Here is a 21,210-nt window from a genome sequence, read left to right as displayed (position 1 = left end):
GCCGCAATCGCCCAGGAGACGGTCACCTACATCCACACCGATGCCTTGGGCTCGGTTGTGGCCGAGACCGATGCCAATGGCACCGTGGTCAAACGCTATGACTACGAGCCTTACGGCGCCGTGGTGGGCGGGGAAGTCACGGACGGACCAGGGTATACCGGACATGTGAGCGATTCGGCTACCGGGCTGAGCTACATGCAGCAGCGGTACATGGATCCGCAGTTGGGTGTGTTCTTATCGGTTGATCCGGTGACGGCGTATCAGAAACCGGTTGAGCAGTTCAATAGGTACCGGTATGCAAACGGGAATCCGTACACCTACGTAGATTCTGATGGAGAAGCCGGAAAAGTTGCATGGCTCGTCAGACTCACCGCAAACCAGGCCCATAAGATTGCACGACTGACTCAGGAGCAGGCCGTCAGTGCGCGCCGGGCGCAGCAGAACGTGATAGCGGACAGAAGACAAGTAGCGAGGCAGATTGAGACATCCGCACACGGGGCGGAGGGCCAGCTCAAACATGTGGGCCATGAACTAGAGGGGGGCGGCAAAGGACTTCCGCATTACCAGACAGAGAGCGTAAGGGGACACTCCTTCTGGGGTAAGGTCAGCGTCGGCGCACTAGCTCTGGCCGGTACGCTTGAGCAAGTTGCTGATTCGGCAGAGTACATCCCTGACCCGGTTCCTAGACCTGCTGAGCAGTCTGATATTGCAAGATGGAATGGCACTATGGGTGCGATCAGCGAGAAGACTGGCCTGCCTATGCCGGGCGTAAAGATGGGGGAGGATGGTGGATTTCAGGGTTATTTTCGAGTTGACGGAAGGATTGATTCTAAAAGGCTGGATCAAGAGCTGAGCAAGGGGAGATAGGCTTGTGAGATTCTATGAGTTCATGGTTGAAGGGATCTTTGTTCGAGCGTCTGGCCTCGGGGCTGATGTTGGCGGATTCCAAGCGACGTTTTTCATCAAGTCATCGAATGTTGCGACTGCAGTTGATCGCATGCGGTGGGTACTTTTGGATCGTATGGGTTCACATTTCGTATCGACTATTGAGATGGGATTATTCAGAACATATTTTTCAATACGTGATGTTTGGGAAATTTCTGAGGGGAGGATGTTTGAATTCGAAGGGCGTGACCTGGGTTTTACTTTTTTTAGGATAGGCAAGGTTGAGCGCATGTGTCTTGCGTTCCGGCGTATGCTGCTTAGGATCTTTCGGCCGCAGCGTGTGTTTTTCCCGCGCCGGAACGCTTAGATGTGGGCTGTGATGCACTGATTTGGGCTGGATGTATCCAGCAAGAATGTGGCGGCGTTCGAAGGATTTGCCTTGATTTGCATTTTCCCGCGACGATTGAGAGCGCACGAATTTCTTGGTCGCGGTCAATCCTTGTCCAATCACCGCCTCGCATCTTGTCCTAAGTTGGTCTTATGGCCACTTATGGATCCTCCGCCTGATGTCATCCGCCCTCACCAAACGCATTGTTCTCACGGCTGAGCTCCGAGACCGCCCCTATGAGCTTAGGGATGCCCAGGTTCGAGGTCTGATCCTGCGAGTGCAGCCTTCAGGGCACAAGGCTTGGATCGTGACCTGGGCCCACGGTAAGCGTCGAACCTTGGGTTCGGTTGAGCATCTGACGCTGGATCAGGCCCGCGACCAAGCCCGGCAAGCGGTCGCTGAGTAGGTTCAGTCCGGATTGCCTGCGCTTGCGAAGTCGAAGCCTACCAGTTGCACTCTCGAAGCGCTCCTCAACGATCACCTCGAACCCCGGGCGGTTGCTGAGCTCAAGGGTGGTCGTCAGTACCCGGGCCGCATGGCTTCCGATCAAACAATGAGTTGGAGTGACGTAGATCATGGAAACTGAAGCTGCGATCATTGAGATGACGACGCTTGTGAGAGAGTTCGCGTTGGGTTCCGTTGATGCCCAAATTTTTATTTAGAAATACTCGAATTTCTACTACTACGAAGCGCTGGACGGACATGAAGCTTCAAGTGCGCTGCATCCCGAGAGCAAAATTAAGCTCGGTCCCGCTATCGAGTTGCATCGCCGCGTTCAGGAAGATGTGGTGAACAAGATCTCGTTCGATGCGGGGCTGTCAGCTGAAGCGATGAGGATGGCTGGGCGACTCTCCCCGACGGAGGCGCGTCAGCATCCAACCACCGCCTCGCATCCTGTCCTAAGTTGGCCTTATCCCCACCTACGAACAGTTCGGCCAATGTCAGCCGCCGTTGCCAAATGCATCGTTGTCTCTGCTGTGCACCCGAGATCGTCCATGGCAGCTCAAGGATGCTCGGGTTCGCGGGCTGGTTCTTCGTACGCAGTCCTGGGTTTGCAGCCCTAGGGGGGGGGGCGTCAGTCACGCAGGCTCAGGGTCAGCTTGCCGCGTTCGGCCCTTGAACAAAGGCTGAGTGAATGATATTCATCTGGTTCACGTTGAGTTCACTTGCCTGATCGGATGGCGCATGCGTCTTCCGTGCACCCAAGGAGTGGTATCTCGCTATGGAAGCCATGAAGACGCACGCGCGAAGCTGTCGATGCCTGATCGGGCTGATTTTTCTGGGGATGTTCAGTGCTTCGGGCGCAGCTGCGCAGGATACCCAGCCCGGCAAGTATCCCTGGGAGGAGTTCGACAAGCGCTTGCAGAGCAGCATGGGCGTTGCCAGGTTGTCGGACGATTTGCTGGGAGACAGCGTAGGTCTTTCAAATGGCGCCTTGTCATTCTCGGCGGCTGACGTATCGCTGGAAAGTCATCACGCGTTACCAGTGAGCCTGAAACGCAAGTACGTGATGAAGAATCGCTATCAGTACGAGAACGATGCGCTTCTTGCTGACTGGGACCTGGACTTGCCCAGCATCAGTGGCGTTTTCTCAACAGACTGGGTCATGGGGCATGCCGCAGCGTCGCCCGGTGCGCGCTGCAGTGTCAGCACAGTGTCCCAGGCGCAGCCGTCCATTCCATTCAGCGGGTCGATGGATGTCAGTGACGTGTGGTCCGGAAACTCGATGAACATTCCGGGCGTGACCAGCGGGGAAATGCTGCTGATCAATGGTTCAACGGCCAGACCTGCCCAAGGGGGGCCGTACCATTGGATGACCAACGATCAGGTGTTCGTTGGCTGCCTGTCTGCCATCCGCAACGGCCCCGGCGAGGGATTCCTGGCGATCGGGCCAGACGGCACCCGCTACTGGTTCGACTGGATGGCCCAGTACGTCGAGCCGCAGATCAAGAATCCGTTGAATGGTACAAAGCGGCTGGATCGTAGGCTCAATGTGCTGTACGCCACGCGTGTTGAAGATCGGTTCGGCAATAGCGTGGCGTACAACTATGCCAACGCAGCCAATGCCCCCGCTCGACTGCAATCCATCGTTGCCAGTGACGGGCGTCAGATCAGTTTTTCCTATAATCCACGAGGTCAGATCGAGACCGCAACCACGAATGGCCGGACTTGGCGCTATCTGTATCGAAGCGACGGCAAGGTCTCGCTGTCGGCGGTCATCCAACCTGATGGAAGCCAGTGGAAGATCGACTTCTCGGGCCTCTCCAATGCCGCGTACTACGCCACGCTGCCTATTCCAAATGAGCCAGTCCGCAGTTGCTTCATGGACGGAACTCCGCTCGTGGGGCCGCAGTTGGCAACTGGCCGTATCGAGCATCCTTCCGGGGCCGTAGGGACATTTACTGTCGCCATCCGCGAGCATGGCCGGAGCAACGTCCCGATATCCTGCAAGAATTTCACGACAGGGATAGGTGGAAACGACACCGGTGATGATGTCAACCAGTGGGCGATTGCGTACAAGGCCTACACGCTGATCGAGAAGTCCATCAGCGGACCGGCCATTTCTCCGATGGCCTGGAAGTACAGCTACAGTTCCGCAATCAGTTCCATTTTTTACCCGGGTGGAACGATGGATCGGCCATGCCCATTGACGGGTGGAGTGGTGTGTGGCGAACCGATCTGCACGAGTGACAGCTGCGCGGGTCGCGCAACGACGGTGGTGGAGGGGCCCGGCGCTGAGTGGACCCGCTACACCCACGGAAACAGCTTCAAGTATGACGAAGGAAAGCTCTTGCGCATTGAGCGTGGCAAGGGCGGCGATATCCTGCAGGTTGTCGAGAACACTTACGCGCTCTCTCCTGCAGGCCGGCCGTATCCCGCGCGTTTTGGTGTCAGCGCGCAGGATACCGGCGACAACTTCCCCCGCGAGGCGATCCAGCCAGAGCTGTCAACCGTCACGCGCCTGGACGGGGTGGTCTACACCCGTCGCACGAACAGCTTTGACAGCCTGGCTCGACCACTGAGCGTCTCCCGGTTCAGTAGTCAGGGAGACGCCCGTACGGATGTGACTGAGTATGGCGACAACCTTGGCCTCTGGGTGTTGGGTCAGGTGGCGCGCGTTTCCAACTCGGATACGGCGTCCGTAATTACTCGCACCACCTACGACGGTCGGGCACTTCCGATCGAACTCCACAGCCACGGGCGCCTTCTGCAGCGCTACAGCTACAATCCGGATGGCTCACTCTCGAGTATTGCCGATGCGAACAATCACATCACCCATCTGGCGAACTGGAAGCGCGGCGTTGCGCAGACGCTGAAGTTCGCAGATGGCACGACACTGGTTCGTGGCGTGGATGACAATGGCTTCGTCACGTCGGTCACAGACGAGATCGGTGCCGCAACCGGGTATGAATATGACCCGATGGGGCGCATCTCGCGCATACGCTATCCAGCGGGCGACACGGTGGCATGGGCGGATACTGTTCGCAGTTTCAGCAAAAGCAGTGCAGATGAGTATGGGGTCGCTGCAGGCCATTGGCGTCAGGATGTTTCGACCGGAAATGCACGCAAGCGCGTCTACTACGATGCATTCTGGCGGCCGCTGCTGACCCAGGAGTTTGATGCGGCGTCGCCTGCTGAAACCCAGCGATTCGTGAGAGCCAGCTACGATCTACAGGGGCGCCTTGAGTTCCAGTCATATCCGTCGGCATCGGCCAATGCCTCCACGGGCACTTGGACGACGTACGACGGCCTGGGGCGAGTGGCATCTGTTTCGCAGGACAGCGAGTCTGGTTTGCTGACGACTACGACCAGTTATCTTGCTGGTGGACTGGTAAAGGTGATTGATCCGAAAGGTCGGGTGACTACGACTGCATACCAGGCCTTTGATCAGCCCAGTCAGACGCAGCCGATCGCCATTGCACATCCCGGGGGGGTGTTCTCCGAGATTGTCCGTGACGTTTTTGGCAAGCCACTTTCCATCAAGCGGCGAAACGCGTCTTCTACTGAAGCGCTGACGCGCACCTATGTCTACGACGGTCACCAGCAACTTTGCAAGTCGATTGAACCGGAAACTGGCAGTACCGCGATGGGATATGACCCTGCGGGAAATCTGCTGTGGACGGCATCCGGGCTCGCATTGCCCAACGTCGCATCCTGTGATGCTGCCGCAGCCTTGTCGTCTTCGCGCCGCGTGGACCGGACGTACGATGCGCGGAACCGTCTAGCGACACTGCGTTTTCCCGACCGGAATGGTGATCAGGACTGGCTCTATCATGCCGATGGCAAGCCCGCGCAGGTGACCACTCTGAATGACGGGGGCGGGGCCGTAGCGGTGAACGGCTATACCTACAACAAGCGTCGGCTTCTTACCGGTGAGTCGCTGCAGGAGTCGGCCGGACCCGCCCTTTCGCTAGGGTATGGCTACGACAGCAACGGTAACAGGGCCGGAATTGCCTATCCGAGCGGGATGTTCGTCGGCCTTGCCCCAAATGCGCTCGGGCAGGCAACCCAGGCCGGCCCTTACGCGACTGCAGTGAGTTATTACCCTAATGGAGCGATTCGTCGATTCACTTACGGTAATGGCGTCGTGCACAGCATGCAGCAGAACGCCCGCCAGCTGCCGGCGCAGGTTGTTGACGGCAACGGAGTGCTCGACTATTCGTATCTTTATGATGGCGCTGGAAACGTCGTCACCATCCTCGATGGCGTCGACAGCCTTCGTGATCGTCGGATGGAGTATGACCAGCTTGATCGCCTTCAGCAGGCGACCTCTGCGATGTTTGGCGGCAATGGTGTCATGCGCTACACCTATGACGCACTGGATAACCTTCGTAGCAGCAGCCTCGCCGGAGTGAGGGACCACCAGTACTGGTACGACGCATCCAATCGGCTGACCAATGTACAGGCGACGGGTGGTTCCACGATTATTGGCTTGGACTATGACCCGCAAGGAAACCTTAGGAATCGAAACGGCGTTGTTCACACGTTCGATGTCGGCAATCGGCTGCGAAAGGTGGCCGGGGCTGAGTCGTATCGCTATGACGCATACGGGCGACGAGTTTTGTCGTCTGCCGAGAATGAGGATCGCCGGATTTTCTCGCTGTATGGCGAGGATGGCTTGCTGCGGCGACAGAACAATGAGCGGACGGGTGAAATCTCTGAATATGTCTACCTGGGCAGCAGTCTCGTAGCGAAGGTCGTTGGGCATGTTGCACCGGGCGTTCCGTCGCTGTCGGTTCCGCCTTCGTCGGAGACGGGGAGCTTCAGCGTAAGCTGGGGGGAAGTCGGTCGCGCGGCGCGCTACGAGCTTCGTGAGCAGCGAGACAGTGGCGGCTGGACCACGGTGTATTCGGGGGCTGGTAGAGCCTGGGCAGCGAGCAATCGTTCGGCCGGTATCTACGGATACTCGGTGCGCGCGTGCTCGTCGAATGCGTGTGGTGCCTGGAGCAGTGTTGGCGCGATCAACGTTCAGGCTGAGCCGGTTGATGTTCCCATTGTCACAGTGCCGGCCACGAGCTATTCAGGAAGCTACGTCGTGACCTGGAGCACAGTCGCCGGCGCCAGTCGCTATGAGCTGCAGGCATCCACTGGAGGTGCGTGGGCGACCCTCCTCTCCGCCAATGTCGCGAATCATCCCGTTAGTGGGCAGCCCGCCGGCTCCGTGCAGTACCGCGTGCGCGGTTGCAACGGGCGTGGATGTGCAGCTTACTCGGCTCCCGCTTCCATCCAGGTCATCCTCAAGCCGGCGGCCGCGCCGACATTGTCGTTGCCGGCCAGCAACAGCTCCGGTGCGTATGTGGTTTCCTGGAGCCAGGTGGCAGGGGCAGCCCGCTATGCCCTGGAGCAACGCTCCGGTACAAGTGAATGGACGCAGATCGCGAACGCCGCCAGGACTTCGCAGGATGTTGCGGGGCGCCCCAGCGGTGAGGATGGCTATCGCGTCCGTGCCTGCAATGATGCCGGGTGTTCCAGCTATTCCGCCGTCGCGACCACCCGTGTCCTGCGCATCCCTGCCGTGGCGCCTGTAATGAGTGGCAACTCCGCGCAGTATGGCAGTCCGGTCGTTGTTGGCTGGAGCGCCGTGCCCGATGGTGCGAGCTATGCGTTGGAAGAGCAGGCGCCGGGTAGAGTCTGGGCCCAGGTGCAGAACTCCAGCGCGATCGCCGCAACGCTTCCCGAACGTTCGACAGGGACGTACGGCTATCGCGTGCGAGCCTGCAATGCCAGTGGTTGCGGACCGTTGTCCTCGGCGCTGCTTGTCGCCGTGCTGCGGGCGCCGTCTGCACCTGGTCTGTCCATCGATTCGTCAAACGTTGGAAGCGGTCAAGGGTTCAGGGTCTACTGGGGAGCCGTTGCCACTGCGAGTTCCTATCGGCTGGAGGAGCAATTTGCAGCAGGGCAGTGGACGCAGGTTCTGGACTCGGCCGAGACCCAGTTCGCTGCGGGTGCTCGCGGCGCGGGTGGCTACGGCTACCGTGCCCGTGCATGTAATGCCGCCGGGTGCAGCGGGTACTCCGCTGTGGCTACCTTCACGCTGGTCCTGCGCCCGGTGCCTGATGTGCCGGGGAACCTCAACGTCGCCGAAATGCGGAGTTCCTGTGAAATGGCCTGGGGAGCTTCCGCACGCGCTGAGCGGTATGAACTGAGCAATGACGGTGGCGTGGTTTACCAGGGGGCCAATACGTCCTTCTCACAGGCAAATCCGCGTCGATGCGTTTCACCGTATCGCGTCCGTGCCTGCAACAGTACTGGCTGTTCTGAGTGGTCGCTACCTGTCTATCATGGTGGAGGGGCTATGCTGTTGCGGAGCCGATGATCAGCAGGCCGGCAATCCATTGCGCACCGACTGCCGCAGGACGGTTTTCAACCGCGCCGCGTCGGTCCTGCGCGGGTCGCTCAGGTAGATCTCATGATGGGGGCCGGCAAAGGTGTAACCCAGTGCGGGCATCAGCTCGCCGTGCAGATGGGCCAGGATCGGGCCCTCGTCATCGTAGGCACCCACATGCAAGGTCTGCAGGCAGAGGCCTTCTTCAAGAATTTCATGGCGAAGGCTGGCCGGGACCTCGCCCAGTTTCTTCGCCGCATTGGCGATGGCAGCCTCCCACTGCTCTGGACTGATCCCGTTCGGCGTACGGATCATCACCGTCCACCTCCACTCATCCTTGCGGCGTGCGACAAAGCTCGACGGATCCCCGGCGCTCCACAGCGCTTCCAGCGGTGGCACCACGTAGTCCTGGCCCATGGCCTTCAGCGCGAACTTCAGTGCATAGCTCACCGAGTACAGCCACTGCACGGCCTGCAGGTAGGCGGGGGCGGTATTCGGATCACCGTGGCCGTCGACCATCACGTAGGGCAGGGGCGGTACGTCCACAGTCACGAACCGGCCCACCGGGGGCTGGTACAACGCGCGATCGCGCTTCTTGAAGTCGATCTTGTCCACGGACCCTCCTCCTGCGCCGAGCATCCCACGCCGGGCACCCATCAGCACGCCTGAACAGGTTCAGATGACTTTGCCGAACGAGGGCGGACCGCCGGCCAGCACCTGATGCTAGGATGCCGCCCCCGGGCGTTCTGCCCGCCGCGCCTGCGCGGTGCGACAACGTGTCGCAGCCAGAATCGGGCCTTTCCTGCGCTCGATCATTGTCAATGCCTTTCTTAAATGGTGGGTGACGGCCTAAAATTGAAAGGCTGACTCGACCCCACCTCCCTGCCTGTCTTCCGGACCGGTGGGACCGGCTTTGGCCGGAACAGGCAGGACGGGGAACGGCATTCCCTCGCAATTGGATCGACCGATGATTCCGTTGAAAACCCTTGGGCGCTGGTTGCGCCCGGGCCTGCTGCTGTCGTTGCTGGTGATGCTCACCGGTTGCGATGCGGTGGCCATCCTCAGTCCGAAGGGCCAGATCGGCCAGGATGAGAAGACCCTGCTGATCACGGCCACCGTGCTCATGCTGCTGGTCGTCATCCCGGTCATCATCATGACCCTGACCTTCGCGTGGAAGTATCGCGCCTCCAACACCAAGGCCCGCTACGAGCCGAAGTGGTCCCACTCGACGGCGATCGAGGTGGTGGTGTGGTCCATTCCCTGCATGATCGTGCTGGTGCTGGCGGTCCTGACCTGGCGCTCGTCGCACGCACTGGACCCGTATCGTCCGCTGGATTCGGACGTCAAGCCGGTCACCATCGAGGCGATCTCGCTGGACTGGAAGTGGCTGTTCATCTATCCGGAAGAGAAGGTGGCGGTCGTCAACGAAATCAAGTTCCCGGTCAACACGCCGCTGAACTTCAAGATCACGTCCGATTCGGTGATGAATGCGTTCTTCATCCCGCACCTGGGCAGCATGATCTACTCGATGGCTGCGATGGAGACCAAGCTCCACCTGATCGCCAACGAGACCGGTGAATTCCCGGGCATGTCCTCGCACTACAGTGGTGCCGGCTTCGCCAAGATGCACTTCACCGCCTACTCGGTTACCGATGCCGAATACCGCCAGTGGCTGGACCAGGTCCGTGCCGGTGAGCAGACCCTGGACAAGGCCTCGTTCAAGGCCCTGGGTGAAGCACGCAATGCCGAGTGGTACCCGGTCACCTACTTCGGCAAGACTGAAGAAGGCCTGTTCGACTGGGTCATCGCCAAGCACATGGGCGACAACAAGCATTACGGCATGAAGCACGAGCACAAGGCCCCGGCCGACGGTGCCGCTGCTGAAGGTCACGATGCCCATGCAGGTCACGAGGGCCATGAAGGCCACACCGACGCTGCCGCCGCTCCGGCCGAACACGCCGGACACACTGCTGACGAGCACGCCGCCGCCGGTCACGCCGGCCACGCGGGCTCGGGAGAATGAACATGTTGGGTAAACTCTCAATTGAGTCGATCCCCCACGATCCGATCGTGCTGACCACCCTGGTCGGCGCGGTGCTGGGTGGCCTGGGCGTCATGGCCCTGATCACCAAGTTCAAGCTGTGGGGCTATCTGTGGAAGGAGTGGTTCACCTCGGTGGATCACAAGAAGATCGGCGTGATGTACCTCATCGTCGCCTTCGTCATGCTGCTGCGCGGTTTCTCCGACGCCATCATGATGCGTACCCAGCAGGCGCTCGCCGTCGGCGGGTCCGAGGGGTACCTGCCGCCGCACCACTACGACCAGATCTTCACCGCCCACGGCGTGATCATGATCTTCTTCGTGGCGATGCCGCTGATCACCGGCCTGATGAACCTGGCCGTGCCGCTGCAGATCGGTGCACGCGACGTCGCGTTCCCGTTCGTCAACTCGCTCAGCTTCTGGCTGTTCGTGTCCGGTGCGGTGCTGATCATGCTGTCGCTGTGGATCGGTGAGTTCGCTGCCACCGGCTGGCTGGCGTTCCCGCCACTGTCGGGCATCGAATACAGTCCAAGCGTCGGCATGGACTACTACATCTGGGGTCTACAGGTGGCGGGCCTGGGTACCACGCTCAGTGGTATCAACTTCTTCATCACCATCCTCAAGATGCGCACCCCGAGCATGAAGCTGATGCAGATGCCGGTGTTCACCTGGACCGCCCTGGTGACCAACGTGCTGATCGTCGCTGCCTTCCCGGTGCTGACCATCACCCTGGTGCTGCTGACCCTGGACCGTTACCTGGGTACGCACTTCTTCACCAATGACGGTGGCGGCAACGCCATGCTGTACATCAACCTGATCTGGATCTGGGGCCACCCGGAGGTGTACATCCTGGTCCTGCCGGCGTTCGGTGTGTTCTCCGAAGTCATCGCGACCTTCTCGCGCAAGGCGCTGTTCGGCTACAAGGGCATGGTCTACGCCACCGCCTGCATCGGCGTGCTGTCGTTCATCGTGTGGCTGCACCACTTCTTCACCATGGGCTCGGGTGCCAACGTCAATGCCTTCTTCGGCATCACGACGATGATCATCTCGATCCCGACCGGCGTGAAGATCTTCAACTGGCTGTTCACCATGTTCCGCGGCCGCGTGCAGTTCACCACGCCCGTGCTGTGGACCATCGGCTTCATGGTCACCTTCACCATCGGCGGCATGACCGGCGTGATGCTGGCGATCCCGGCCATCGACTTCGTGCTGCACAACAGCCTGTTCCTGATCGCCCACTTCCACAACGTCATCATCGGCGGCGTGGTGTTCGGCATGTTCGCCGGCATCACCTACTGGTGGCCGAAGATGTTCGGCTTCCGCCTCAATGAGTTCTGGGGCAAGTGCGCGTTCTGGTGCTGGTTCATCGGCTTCTACGTGACCTTCATGCCGATGTACGTGCTGGGCTTCATGGGCATGACCCGTCGTCTGCAGAGCACCGTCAACCCGGCCTACGAGCCGCTGCTGCTGGTGGCCGCTGCAGGTGCCTTCATCGTGGGTGCCGGCATCCTGTGCCAGATCATCCAGGTGGCCGTGTCGATCCGCGACCGCAAGAAGACTGCCGACCTGACCGGCGACCCGTGGGATGCCCGTACGCTGGAGTGGGAAACCTCTTCGCCGCCGGCCTTCTACAACTTCGGCACCCTGCCGGAAGTCACCGAGCTGGACGATTTCTGGGAGCGCAAGCAGCGTGGTGAAGCCTGGCCGAAGCCGGCCAAGTACACCGACATCCACATGCCGCGCAACACCGGCACGGGCGTTGTCATCGGTGCCTTCAGCCTGGTGTTCGGCTTCGCGATGATCTGGCACATCTGGTGGCTGGCCATCGTCGGCTTCGTCGGCATGATCGCCACGTTCATCTACCGCACCTTCGACCAGGACGTGGACTACTGGGTCCCGGCCGCCGAGGTGGAACGCATCGAGAACGAACACCGCAAGCACCTGGAAAACCAGGGCCTGGTGAAGTCGGAGCTGAAGGCATGAGCACCAATACCTCGACCCTGAGCCACGGGCACGCCGCGCATGCGGCGGCCCATGGCCATGACGACCACGAGCACCACGACACCGGCGGCAACACCGTCTTCGGTTTCTGGGTGTACCTGATGAGCGACTGCCTCATCTTCGCCTCGCTGTTCGCCACCTACGTGGTGCTGTCCGGCGGTACTGATGGTGGTCCCACCGCGAAGGACCTGTTCGAGCTGCCGTTCGTGGCGTGGGAAACCGCGCTGCTGCTGACCTCGTCGCTGACCTTCGGCCTGGGCATGATCGCCATGCACCGCAAGCAGATGGGCCAGATGTACCTGTGGCTGGGCATCACCTGGCTGCTGGGCTTCGGCTTCATGTGCATGGAAGTGTGGGAGTTCCAGCACCTGATCCATCAGGGCTACGGTCCGGACCGCAGTGCCTTCCTGTCGGCGTTCTTCGCCCTGGTCGGTACCCACGGCCTGCACGTCAGCGCCGGCCTGCTGTGGCTGTTGGTGATGTTCGTGCAGCTGAAGAAGTACGGCCTGACCCCGACCAACAAGACCCGCATGGCGTGCCTGAGCCTGTTCTGGCACTTCCTGGACCTGATCTGGATCGGCGTGTTCTCCGTCGTCTACCTCAATGGAGCGCTGTAATGGCACATGACAACCATGCACACGACCACGCAGCCGGCGGCGAGAGCCACGGCAGCGTCAAGTCCTACCTGATCGGCTTCGTGCTGGCGGTGGTGCTGACCGTCATCCCGTTCTGGATGGTGATGTCGGGCGACTTCTCGCGCACCGTCAACGGTGTGGTGATCGCGGTCACCGCGGTGCTGCAGATGCTGGTCCACCTGGTGTTCTTCCTGCACCTGGACCGCTCTTCGGAAAGCCGCTGGAACGTCAACGCTGCAGCCTTCACCGTCGTGGTGATCGGCATCATCGTGATCGGCACCCTGTGGGTCATGCACAACATGAACGTGCACATGATGCACTGACGTCCACGCGACGTTGCCACGCAGAAAGGCCGCCCTCGGGCGGCCTTTTTGTTGGCAGGTGGATGGGGTCGGATCCCTGGCCGCAGGCCAGGGCTCTGACCCCGGGGGCCGGTAGATCCAGGCCACGCGTGGATGGGGTTGCGTGGATGGAGTCAGAGCCCTTGCCCGCGGCAAGGGATCCGACCCCGAAACCGGGGCCTCACCCCACCCGGCGCAGGAACTCCTCGGGCTCCATCGGCCGCCCCAGGTGATAACCCTGCAGCTGGTCGCAGCCCAGCTCGCTCAGGTATTCGCGCTGTGCCTGCGTCTCCACGCCTTCGGCCACCACCTGCAGCTGCAGGGTGCGGCCCAGCGCGATGATCGATGAAACGATGGCGGCGTCTTCGTCATTGCGTTCCAGGTCGTGTACGAACGCACGGTCGATCTTCAGTTCGGTGGCGGGCATGCGCTTGAGATACAGCAGGCTGGAATAGCCGGTGCCGAAATCATCGATGGCGATGTGCACCCCCATCGCGGTCAGGTCGTTGAGGATCGCCAGGCTGGCATCGACGTCCTTCATCGCCGTGGTCTCGGTGATCTCCAGGGTCAGCCGCGAGGGGTCGATCCGGTGCCGTTGCAGCACCTCGCGCACACTGTCCAGCAGCGCCGGCGAGGCGAACTGCAACGGTGACAGGTTGACCGCCATCGACCATTCGCTGTGCCCTGCGTCGTGCCAGGCACGCAGCTGTGCACAGGCACGGTCCAGTACCCAGTCACCGATGGGCAGGATCAGGCCGCTGCGTTCGGCGATGGGAATGAACACATCCGGCGCCAGCAGGCCCAGCTCCGGATGCTGCCAGCGCAGCAGCGCTTCGGCGCCGGTGGCCGGTGCGCCGGCGGCAGGGAACTTGGGCTGGTAGTGCAGCACCAGCTCGTCGCGGGCGATGGCCTTGCGCAGGTCCTGCAGCAGGCGCAGCTGGCGGTTGGCGCTGAGCTGCATCGAGGGGGTGAAGAAGGTATAGCCGTTCCGGCCGGTTTCCTTGGTGTGGTACATCGCCGCATCGGCGTGCGCCATCAGCTCGCGCTCGTTGCTGGCGTCATCCGGGTACAGGGCGATGCCCAGGCTGGCACTGACCTGCAGCTCGGCCGCATCCAGCGTGAACGATTCGCCGGCAGCGGCGATGATGCGCTCGGCCACCACCACCGCATCGTCGGGAATATCGATGGCCAGCACGATCACGAACTCGTCGCCGCCGAGACGGGCAAACGTATCCTGTGGCCGCAGCAGGCCGCCGATGCGCTGCGCCACCGCCACCAGCAGACGGTCGCCGAGCTGGTGGCCATAGGCATCATTGACCGCCTTGAAGCCGTCCAGGTCGCAGAACATCACCGCCACGGCGCGGCCACGGCGGCGCGCCTTCTCGATGGCCTGCTCGATGCGGTCCTGCAGCAGCATGCGGTTGGGCAGCTGGGTCAGCGGGTCATGCAGGGCGGCCTGGATCAGCTTGTCGTTGGCGTGCGCCAGCGAATCGGCCAGCAGCCCGGTGCGAACGCGCATCTGCCGGTCGAACAGCGAGGCCACCAGGGCGATGCCCAGCGTGGCCACGGTGGTGACGATCACCAGCACCGCCAGCCAACGCGTGTCGATGCCGCCGCTGCCGACCGCACCGCAGATGCTGCCTTCGGGGAAGCGTGCGGCGGCCATGCCGGTGTAGTGCATGCCGACGATGGCCAGGCCCATCACCAGGGAGGCCAGTGCGCGCAGGCGCATGGTGTTGCGCTGCTCGGCACGCAGGCGGAAGGCGATCCACAGCGCCGCGCCGGCGGCACCGATGGCGACCGCGATGGAGGCGGCGAACCATCCAGGGTGATAGTCGATGCCCGGCTGCATGCGCATCGCCGCCATGCCGAGGTAGTGCATGGTGGCAATGCCCAGGCCCATCAGCACGGCACCGGCCAGCAATCGTCGCCACGGCAGGCTGGGCCGCGACACCAGCCACAGTGCATAGGCCGAGGCGCCGATCGAGACTGCCAGTGAGTACAGGGTGATGCCCAGGTCGTAGCCGACCGGGATCGGCAGGTCGAAGGCGAGCATGCCGATGAAGTGCATCGACCAGATGCCCAGGCCCATCGCCGCCGCGCCACCGGCCAGCCACCAGCGGGCCACGCGGCCTTCGGCCGTGGCCAGGCGGCCGGCCATGTCCAGCGCCGTGTACGAGGCAAGAATGGCCACCAGCAGGGAGATGGCGACCAGGCTCTGACTGTAACTGCCAGTCATGTTGAATCCAGAGGGGGAGGGAGGGGCGCCCGCAAGGCGCACGCCCGCGACAGCTATCGGCGCGGGTGGGCGGGACTTGAGCGGTCGCAGCACCTGCGACCCGGCTCGGCTATCCTGCCACGCCTGTTCCCGTTGCTGGAAATCATCCGATGGCAAAAGCCCGCACCGCCTACGTCTGCAATGAATGCGGCGCCGAATTCAGCAAGTGGCAGGGCCAGTGCACCGAGTGCAACGCCTGGAACTCGCTGTCGGAAATCGTGCTGGAGAGCGCGGCGGCGGCCAAGGCGCCGGCCTCGCGCCGGGCCGGCTGGGCCGGCAAGATCGACCCGCCGAAGATCACCGCTCTGAAGGACGTGGAGCAGACCGAGCATCGCCGTGTCTCGACCGGCATCGGCGAGTTCGATCGCGTGCTGGGCGGTGGCCTGGTCGAGGGTGCGGTGGTACTGGTCGGTGGTGACCCGGGCATCGGCAAGTCGACGCTGCTGCTGCAGGCGGTGGCGAAGATGGCGGCCGAGCTGCCGGTGCTGTACGTCACGGGCGAGGAGTCGCTGGCCCAGGTGGCCGGGCGCGCGCACCGGCTGGAATTGCCGCTGGACGGTGTCAACGCGCTGGCCGAGACCGGCGTCGAGTCGATCCTGCAGCATGCGTCCAAGGCCGGCCCGCGGCTGATCGTGGCCGACTCCGTGCAGACCCTGTGGACCGAGAGCCTGACCGCCGCGCCCGGCTCGGTCAGCCAGGTGCGCGAGAGCGCGGCGCGGCTGGTGCGTTTCGCCAAGGAGACCGGCACCGCCGTGTTCCTGGTCGGCCACGTGACCAAGGAGGGCGGTATCGCCGGCCCGCGCGTGCTCGAACACATGGTCGATGCGGTGCTGTACTTCGAAGGCGAGAGTGGCAGCCGCTTCCGCCTGTTGCGCGCGTTCAAGAACCGCTTCGGTGCGGTCAACGAGCTGGGCGTGTTCGCGATGGGCGACAAGGGTCTGAAGGAAGTCTCCAATCCGTCGGCGATCTTCCTGTCCGGCGGCAGCACCCACCAGCCGGGCAGCTGCGTGATGGTCACCCGCGAGGGTACCCGGCCGCTGCTGGTGGAAGTGCAGGCGCTGGTGGATGCGTCGCCGCTGTCGAACCCGCGCCGTGTCGCGGTCGGCCTGGAGCAGAACCGGCTGGCGATGCTGCTGGCGGTGCTGCATCGCCATGGCGGCGTGCTGGTCGGCGACCAGGACGTGTTCGTCAATGTCGTCGGCGGCATCCGCGTGCAGGAGACCGCTGCCGACCTGCCGGTGTTGCTGGCGGTGCTGTCCTCGCTGCAGGACCGGCCGCTGGCGGAAAAGACGATTGCGTTTGGCGAGGTTGGCCTGTCCGGCGAGATCCGACCGGTGCCCAATGGCGAAGACCGCTTGCGCGAAGCTGCCACCCATGGCTTCAAGCGCGCCATCGTGCCCAAGGCCAATGCGCCGAAGGGCGGTTCGGTGAAGGGTATGGAAGTGATCGCGGTGGAGCGCCTGTCCGAGGCCATCGACGCGGCGTGATCGCGCCGGGCATGGCCCGGCGTCACCACCGCGCACGTGGAATACGGCGGCCGACACGGCAACGGTCAGCCTCCCTGTGCTAGTTTTTCCCGCTCGACGAAGGCGCCCTCTGGCGCCTTTCCGTGCCCAGGAGTAAACGATTACATGCAGGACACCGCGCTCACCGCCCCCAACGCCGAAATCCGTCGCGCCGGGGTCGATCTCAATGGACTGATGACGGTGCTGGGCAAGCACCTGTATTCCACCCCGGTGGTGGCACTGCGTGAGCTGGTGCAGAACGCGCACGACTCGATCATTCGCCGCCGCATCGAGCAGCCCGGCGTCGAGGTGCCCTCGCGCATCGCGGTACAGGTCGATGCCGGTGCCGGCGTGCTGCGCATCATCGATACCGGCGCCGGCCTGACCCGCCAGGAGATCCACGATTACCTGGCCACCGTCGGCGTCGGCTACACCCGTGGCCTGCGCCAGGGCGGCGAGGACGATGAGGGCCTGATCGGCATGTTCGGCCTCGGCTTCCTGTCGGCCTTCGTGCTGGCGCGCCGGGTCAGCGTTCGCACTACGTCGTACCAGACGCCGGAGCTGGGCCATCTGTACGTATCCAGCAACGCTGAGCAGTACACCGTCAGCGAAGTGCCGGCACGCGCGGTCGGCACCGAGGTGGAGCTGGAACTGCATCCGGATTTCCTGCCGCTGGCCAACGAAGCGCGCCTGCACGAGGTACTGGGCCGCTACTGCGCGCTGCTGTCCGAGCCGATCTTCATCGGTGCTGCAGGCGAGGCGCTGAACCCCGAGCCGCCGCCGTGGCGCGGCCAGGGCGATGTGGCCCTGCATCCGGTGCAGGCGCGTCGCCAGGCGCTGCAGTTCGCGACGCGCTTCGAGCACGACTTCGAGCCGATCGTCACCCTGCCGCTGCGTGCGGATGGCAACAGCGATGCCACCGGTCTGTTGTGGGTGCAGGACGGTGCCACCTACGGCACCAGCGACAACCGCAACCTGTCGGTGTTCGTGCGCGGCATGCTGCTGGACGACGATGCGCGTGACCTGCTGCCGCCGTGGGCGGGCTTCATCGGCGGGGTGATCGAATCCTCGCGGCTCACGCCCACCGCCAGCCGCGAAGACCTGCAGCGCGATGACCAGTACCGCGCCGTGCAGCATGCGTTGCTGGAGGCGCTGATCGACGGCCTGGCCGACGTCGCGCGGCAGCAGCCGGAAGCGTGGCGACGTGTATTGAGCCGCCACAACGAGGCGCTGCTGGGTGCGGCGCTGTGCGATGACCGCCTGTTCGACCTGTTGCTGGAACACGTGCGCGTGCCGACCTCGCAGGGTGACCTGCCGGCCAGTGCACTGCCCGCACGCGGTGCCGTGCATGTGATCCTCGACAACGGCGGCGGCTTCGAGGAAATGCTGTTCCGCGCGATGGGCGTGCCGGTCGCGCATGGCCATCGCTATGCGGTGGTGCCGTTCCTGCGGCGCTGGGCCCAGGCCAAGGGCCTGCGCCTGGTTGAACTGGGGACCGAACAGGGCAACCGTGCGCTGTTCCGCAGCGATGACAGCCTCGACGAGGTACAGCTGGCATGGCTGCGCGAGCAGCTGGGTGACGGCGAGCAGCTGCTGCCAGCACGCTTCAGTCCTGAGTCGCTGCCGGTGGTGGTGGTGCCCGACCGCGAGGCCGAGCTGAAGCAGCGCCTCGAAGACGATGAGAACGACAAGCGCGTTTCGATGGCGGCGCTGCGCCTGGCGCGTCAGTTCACCGCGCGCATCGAATCGCGCGCACCCTCGCGGCTGTACCTCAACCTCGACAACCCGGCGGTGCAGGCGCTGTTGCGCGCCCAGCGCGACGGCCACCCGCAGGCCGAAGCCGCAGCACGCCTGCTGCGCTCACTGAAGATCATCGTCGCCGCGCAAGGCCGTCCCCTGGCCCGCGCGACCGCCACGCCCGGCCCGGATCTCAACGGCGCCTTTACCGATATTGCCGGTGCCCTGCAGCAGATGCTGCGCTGAGCACCGCACCCTCTCATCCAGCCTTCGCTAGACAGGAGCACTTACCCCATGGACATCTGGAACTGGGTCGAAAAACTGCAGGGAGATCTGCGCCAGGCCGGCCAGGCGCAGAACGCGCACCTGCTGAACCGTCTCGCCGACGAGGTGAGCGAACTGCGTGTCGACCGCGTCGACGCGCTGCTGCCCGAAGCGCGAGCGCTGGGCAAGGCGCTGGACAACCCGTGGGTCGACGTCTACGTCGGCCACTGGGCGCTGCGCAACCGCGTCGGCAATCGCGTCGAAGGCGAGAGCGCGCTGGGTGAAGCCGTGGCGCTGTTCGAGCGCGCGCATCGTGAGGACACGCTGGAGTGCCCGCAGTCGATCTGCGTGACCCAGGACCTGGCCGCCTGCTACGGCAACATCGATGGCCCCGGCTGGGTGCCGGAGCGCATCGAGGTCTGCGACGAAACGCTGGGCCGCATCGATCCGAGCTGGGCCTGCTTCCAGTGCCTGAGCTGCGAAAAGGCCGATGCGCTGCTCGATGACGGCCGCGGCCAGGAGGCACTGGATTACCTGCAGGTGCAGTCGGATGCGATCGAGGCCTGCGGCAAGGAAGTGTTCGACAGCTTCCCGGAGATGCAGATCAAGATCCTGCTGGGCATGGGCCGCGCCGAAGAAGCGCTGGTGCTGATCGAGAAGCGCGAGGCCGAGGTCGCCGCGTCCGGAGAGTACGAACCGGCCAACTGCACGGTGCCGCGCCGCCTGTCCAAGGCGTGGGCGCTGGCCCAGTTGGGCCGCGATGAAGAGGCGCTGCAGCAGCTGGTACCGTGGAGCGAACTGACGCCTACCTACTGGCGGCTGTGGGCGAACACCGCCGCAGCGCTGTGCCGGCGCGATTCCGCACGCAATACCTGGGATCTGGGGACGCGCTTCAACACCATCATCGAGCACTTTGCCGAGGTTGGCTCGCACCGCCTGCTGATCGAAGTCGCTGCGCTGAGCCTGGAGTTGGCCCTGCAGCGTGGTGCACGCTGGGTGGCACAGCGCCAGCTGGAACTGGCACGGGCCCATCTGGCGCAGCTGCGCCAGGATCGTGGGGCGGCTGCGCTGGTGGCCGGCCTGGCCGCGCGCATCGATGCATTGCCGGACGTGGCACCGCTGCCGGTGCCGGCCGGCGAGCTGCTGGCATGGCTGGAGACGCAGGGCGAACAGAACCAGGTGCGTGACCCCGAGCGTGAGGCGCAATGGCTGCTGCAGGCGCATGCCGAGCTGCCGGATGATGAAGCACTGGCCGAGATGGCGGCCTCCGCGTTGGGCGCCTGCGGTGCGCAGGTGGAAGCGCGTGCGTTGCTGTGGCGCTTCGTGCGCGCACATGCGCAGGATGACGGTCCTGCGGCCTACACGCTGATGCGCTGGCTGACCGAGCAGGGCGACGATGCCGGCCTGCGCCAGTTGGCTGATCTCTATCGTGGCAGCGTGCCGGTGTTCGCGCACTGGTGCGAGGTGCAGCGTGCCCGTCGCGTGTCCGACTGGCCGGCACTGGAGCAGGCCGCGCAGGCGTTGCTGGCGGCGTCGCCGGGTTCGCACGGCGCGCGTGGCACGCTGGCGCGGATGTACATGGAAACCGGCCGCTTCAGCGAGGCACAGGCCTGCTATGCGCAGTTGGCTGAGCTGCTGGAAGAACCCAACGCCGCGCACTGGGATCACATGAGTGCGGCCAGCGCCGCATGCGACTGGGACGCGGTGCGCCGCTCGGCGGCAGCGATCGGCATGGAACTGTCCAGCCAGGAGGGCGTGGTCGAAGAGCCGTGGGGCTGGGTGATCATCCGTAGTGAAGAAGACGGGGAGCCGATGGAGTACTACGCCCGTCGCAGCGGCCCGGTGACCGCACGCATCGTCGAGAACGCGCCGGCCAACCGCGCCCAGCAGGTCGGTGACTGGGTGGTGTTCGATGCTGCCTTGGTACATCCGGCGCCGGAGGAGGAAGAGGCGCGTGAGCACTTCATCCCGACCTATGCGCAGGTGCATGTGCTGGAGCGTGGTGGTTTCGCCCGCAGTTGGTTGATCGACGGTGCGCATCCCGGCGAAGAGGCCTGGAACGACTTCGTGGAAGCGGCCGAAGCGCAGGGCTGGAAGGTGTGGTCGCACAGCCGTGCGGACTACACCGTGACCGATCCGGACATGGAGGAGGGCACGCTGCCGGGCCTGCTGTTCACGGTTGCCCAGCCGCAGGACCATGCGCCGTTGGCGCTGCACCGCTTCCTGCAGCAGGAGACCGCGAAATGGCTGTATCCGCATTGCTGGCTGCGATTGGCCGAGGCGTGTGACCAGGATCGCCAGCCGCACCTG

General features: G+C 63.5%; 12 protein-coding genes. 9 read left to right on the top strand and 3 right to left on the bottom strand.

The genetic code is table 11. The features are described 5' to 3' along the window. Positions 1-867, top strand: an 867-nt coding sequence (locus N5D91_RS22455; RefSeq protein WP_279922748.1) for an RHS repeat-associated core domain-containing protein, incomplete at its 5' end; no start/stop codon positions are given. A 208-nt stretch (positions 868-1,075) separates the two neighbouring features. Here the strand turns inward: N5D91_RS22455 and N5D91_RS22450 are convergent. Further along, complete coding sequence (locus tag N5D91_RS22450) at positions 1,076-1,381, bottom strand: hypothetical protein (RefSeq protein WP_180855474.1); 306 nt, start codon at positions 1,379-1,381, stop codon at positions 1,076-1,078. 1,114 nt (positions 1,382-2,495) lie between these two features. Here N5D91_RS22450 and N5D91_RS22445 point away from each other — a divergent pair. Next, positions 2,496-8,090: an RHS repeat protein gene (locus tag N5D91_RS22445; protein WP_279908152.1), complete on the top strand. Its 5,595-nt coding sequence runs from the start codon at positions 2,496-2,498 to the stop codon at positions 8,088-8,090. On the opposite strand, the gene N5D91_RS22440 is transcribed toward N5D91_RS22445, so the two are convergent. Continuing rightward, positions 8,091-8,714: a GyrI-like domain-containing protein gene (locus N5D91_RS22440; protein WP_110711619.1), complete on the bottom strand. Its 624-nt coding sequence runs from the start codon at positions 8,712-8,714 to the stop codon at positions 8,091-8,093. It lies immediately after the preceding gene. A 352-nt stretch (positions 8,715-9,066) separates the two neighbouring features. Between N5D91_RS22440 and cyoA the strand changes: the two genes are divergently transcribed. Genes cyoA through cyoD form a run of 4 tightly spaced genes read left to right on the top strand, consistent with a single transcriptional unit; the run spans position 9,067 to position 13,098 of the window. Further along, complete coding sequence (cyoA, locus tag N5D91_RS22435) at positions 9,067-10,122, top strand: ubiquinol oxidase subunit II (protein ID WP_075675026.1); 1,056 nt, start codon at positions 9,067-9,069, stop codon at positions 10,120-10,122. Positions 10,123-10,124: 2 nt separating this feature from the next. Beyond that, on the top strand, positions 10,125-12,122 hold the full coding sequence (gene cyoB / locus N5D91_RS22430; RefSeq protein ID WP_040008505.1) for a cytochrome o ubiquinol oxidase subunit I: 1,998 nt from the start codon (positions 10,125-10,127) through the stop codon (positions 12,120-12,122). After that, positions 12,119-12,757: a cytochrome o ubiquinol oxidase subunit III gene (gene cyoC / locus N5D91_RS22425; protein WP_110711620.1), complete on the top strand. Its 639-nt coding sequence runs from the start codon at positions 12,119-12,121 to the stop codon at positions 12,755-12,757. Before cyoB ends, cyoC begins: the two co-directional genes overlap by 4 nt. Then, positions 12,757-13,098, top strand: coding sequence for a cytochrome o ubiquinol oxidase subunit IV (gene cyoD / locus N5D91_RS22420; protein ID WP_014036396.1), 342 nt, complete (start codon positions 12,757-12,759; stop codon positions 13,096-13,098). The genes cyoC and cyoD overlap by 1 nt, the downstream gene beginning before the upstream one ends. A gap of 199 nt (positions 13,099-13,297) precedes the next feature. Here cyoD and N5D91_RS22415 read toward each other — a convergent pair whose 3' ends face one another. Then, on the bottom strand, positions 13,298-15,355 hold the full coding sequence (locus N5D91_RS22415) for a bifunctional diguanylate cyclase/phosphodiesterase (protein ID WP_110711621.1): 2,058 nt from the start codon (positions 15,353-15,355) through the stop codon (positions 13,298-13,300). A 149-nt stretch (positions 15,356-15,504) separates the two neighbouring features. On the opposite strand from N5D91_RS22415, the gene radA reads away from it, so the two are divergent. The 3 genes from radA to N5D91_RS22400 form a co-directional block, all read left to right on the top strand. Further along, positions 15,505-16,881: a DNA repair protein RadA gene (gene radA, locus N5D91_RS22410; protein WP_014646395.1), complete on the top strand. Its 1,377-nt coding sequence runs from the start codon at positions 15,505-15,507 to the stop codon at positions 16,879-16,881. A 144-nt stretch (positions 16,882-17,025) separates the two neighbouring features. Then, positions 17,026-18,882, top strand: coding sequence for an ATP-binding protein (locus tag N5D91_RS22405; RefSeq protein ID WP_164160661.1), 1,857 nt, complete (start codon positions 17,026-17,028; stop codon positions 18,880-18,882). Between the two features lie 48 nt (positions 18,883-18,930). Then, on the top strand, positions 18,931-21,210 hold a 2,280-nt coding region (locus N5D91_RS22400; RefSeq protein WP_279908143.1), incomplete at its 3' end, for a tetratricopeptide repeat protein.

Origin of the sequence: Stenotrophomonas sp. GD03794, from assembly GCF_029842145.1 — a bacterium.
Lineage (GTDB): Bacteria > Pseudomonadota > Gammaproteobacteria > Xanthomonadales > Xanthomonadaceae > Stenotrophomonas > Stenotrophomonas riyadhensis.
This window is presented reverse-complemented; position numbering and strand designations above follow the sequence as displayed.

Bases quoted from the DNA above. Each gene is read 5' to 3' on its own strand.
- N5D91_RS22445 (WP_279908152.1), top strand. From the start codon at position 2,496: ATGGAAGCCATGAAGACGCACGCGCGAAGCTGTCGATGCCTGATCGGG.
- cyoA (WP_075675026.1), top strand. From the start codon at position 9,067: ATGATTCCGTTGAAAACCCTTGGGCGCTGGTTGCGCCCGGGCCTGCTG.
- cyoB (WP_040008505.1), top strand. From the start codon at position 10,125: ATGTTGGGTAAACTCTCAATTGAGTCGATCCCCCACGATCCGATCGTG.
- cyoC (WP_110711620.1), top strand. From the start codon at position 12,119: ATGAGCACCAATACCTCGACCCTGAGCCACGGGCACGCCGCGCATGCG.
- cyoD (WP_014036396.1), top strand. From the start codon at position 12,757: ATGGCACATGACAACCATGCACACGACCACGCAGCCGGCGGCGAGAGC.
- N5D91_RS22415 (WP_110711621.1), bottom strand. From the start codon at position 15,355: ATGACTGGCAGTTACAGTCAGAGCCTGGTCGCCATCTCCCTGCTGGTG.
- radA (WP_014646395.1), top strand. From the start codon at position 15,505: ATGGCAAAAGCCCGCACCGCCTACGTCTGCAATGAATGCGGCGCCGAA.
- N5D91_RS22405 (WP_164160661.1), top strand. From the start codon at position 17,026: ATGCAGGACACCGCGCTCACCGCCCCCAACGCCGAAATCCGTCGCGCC.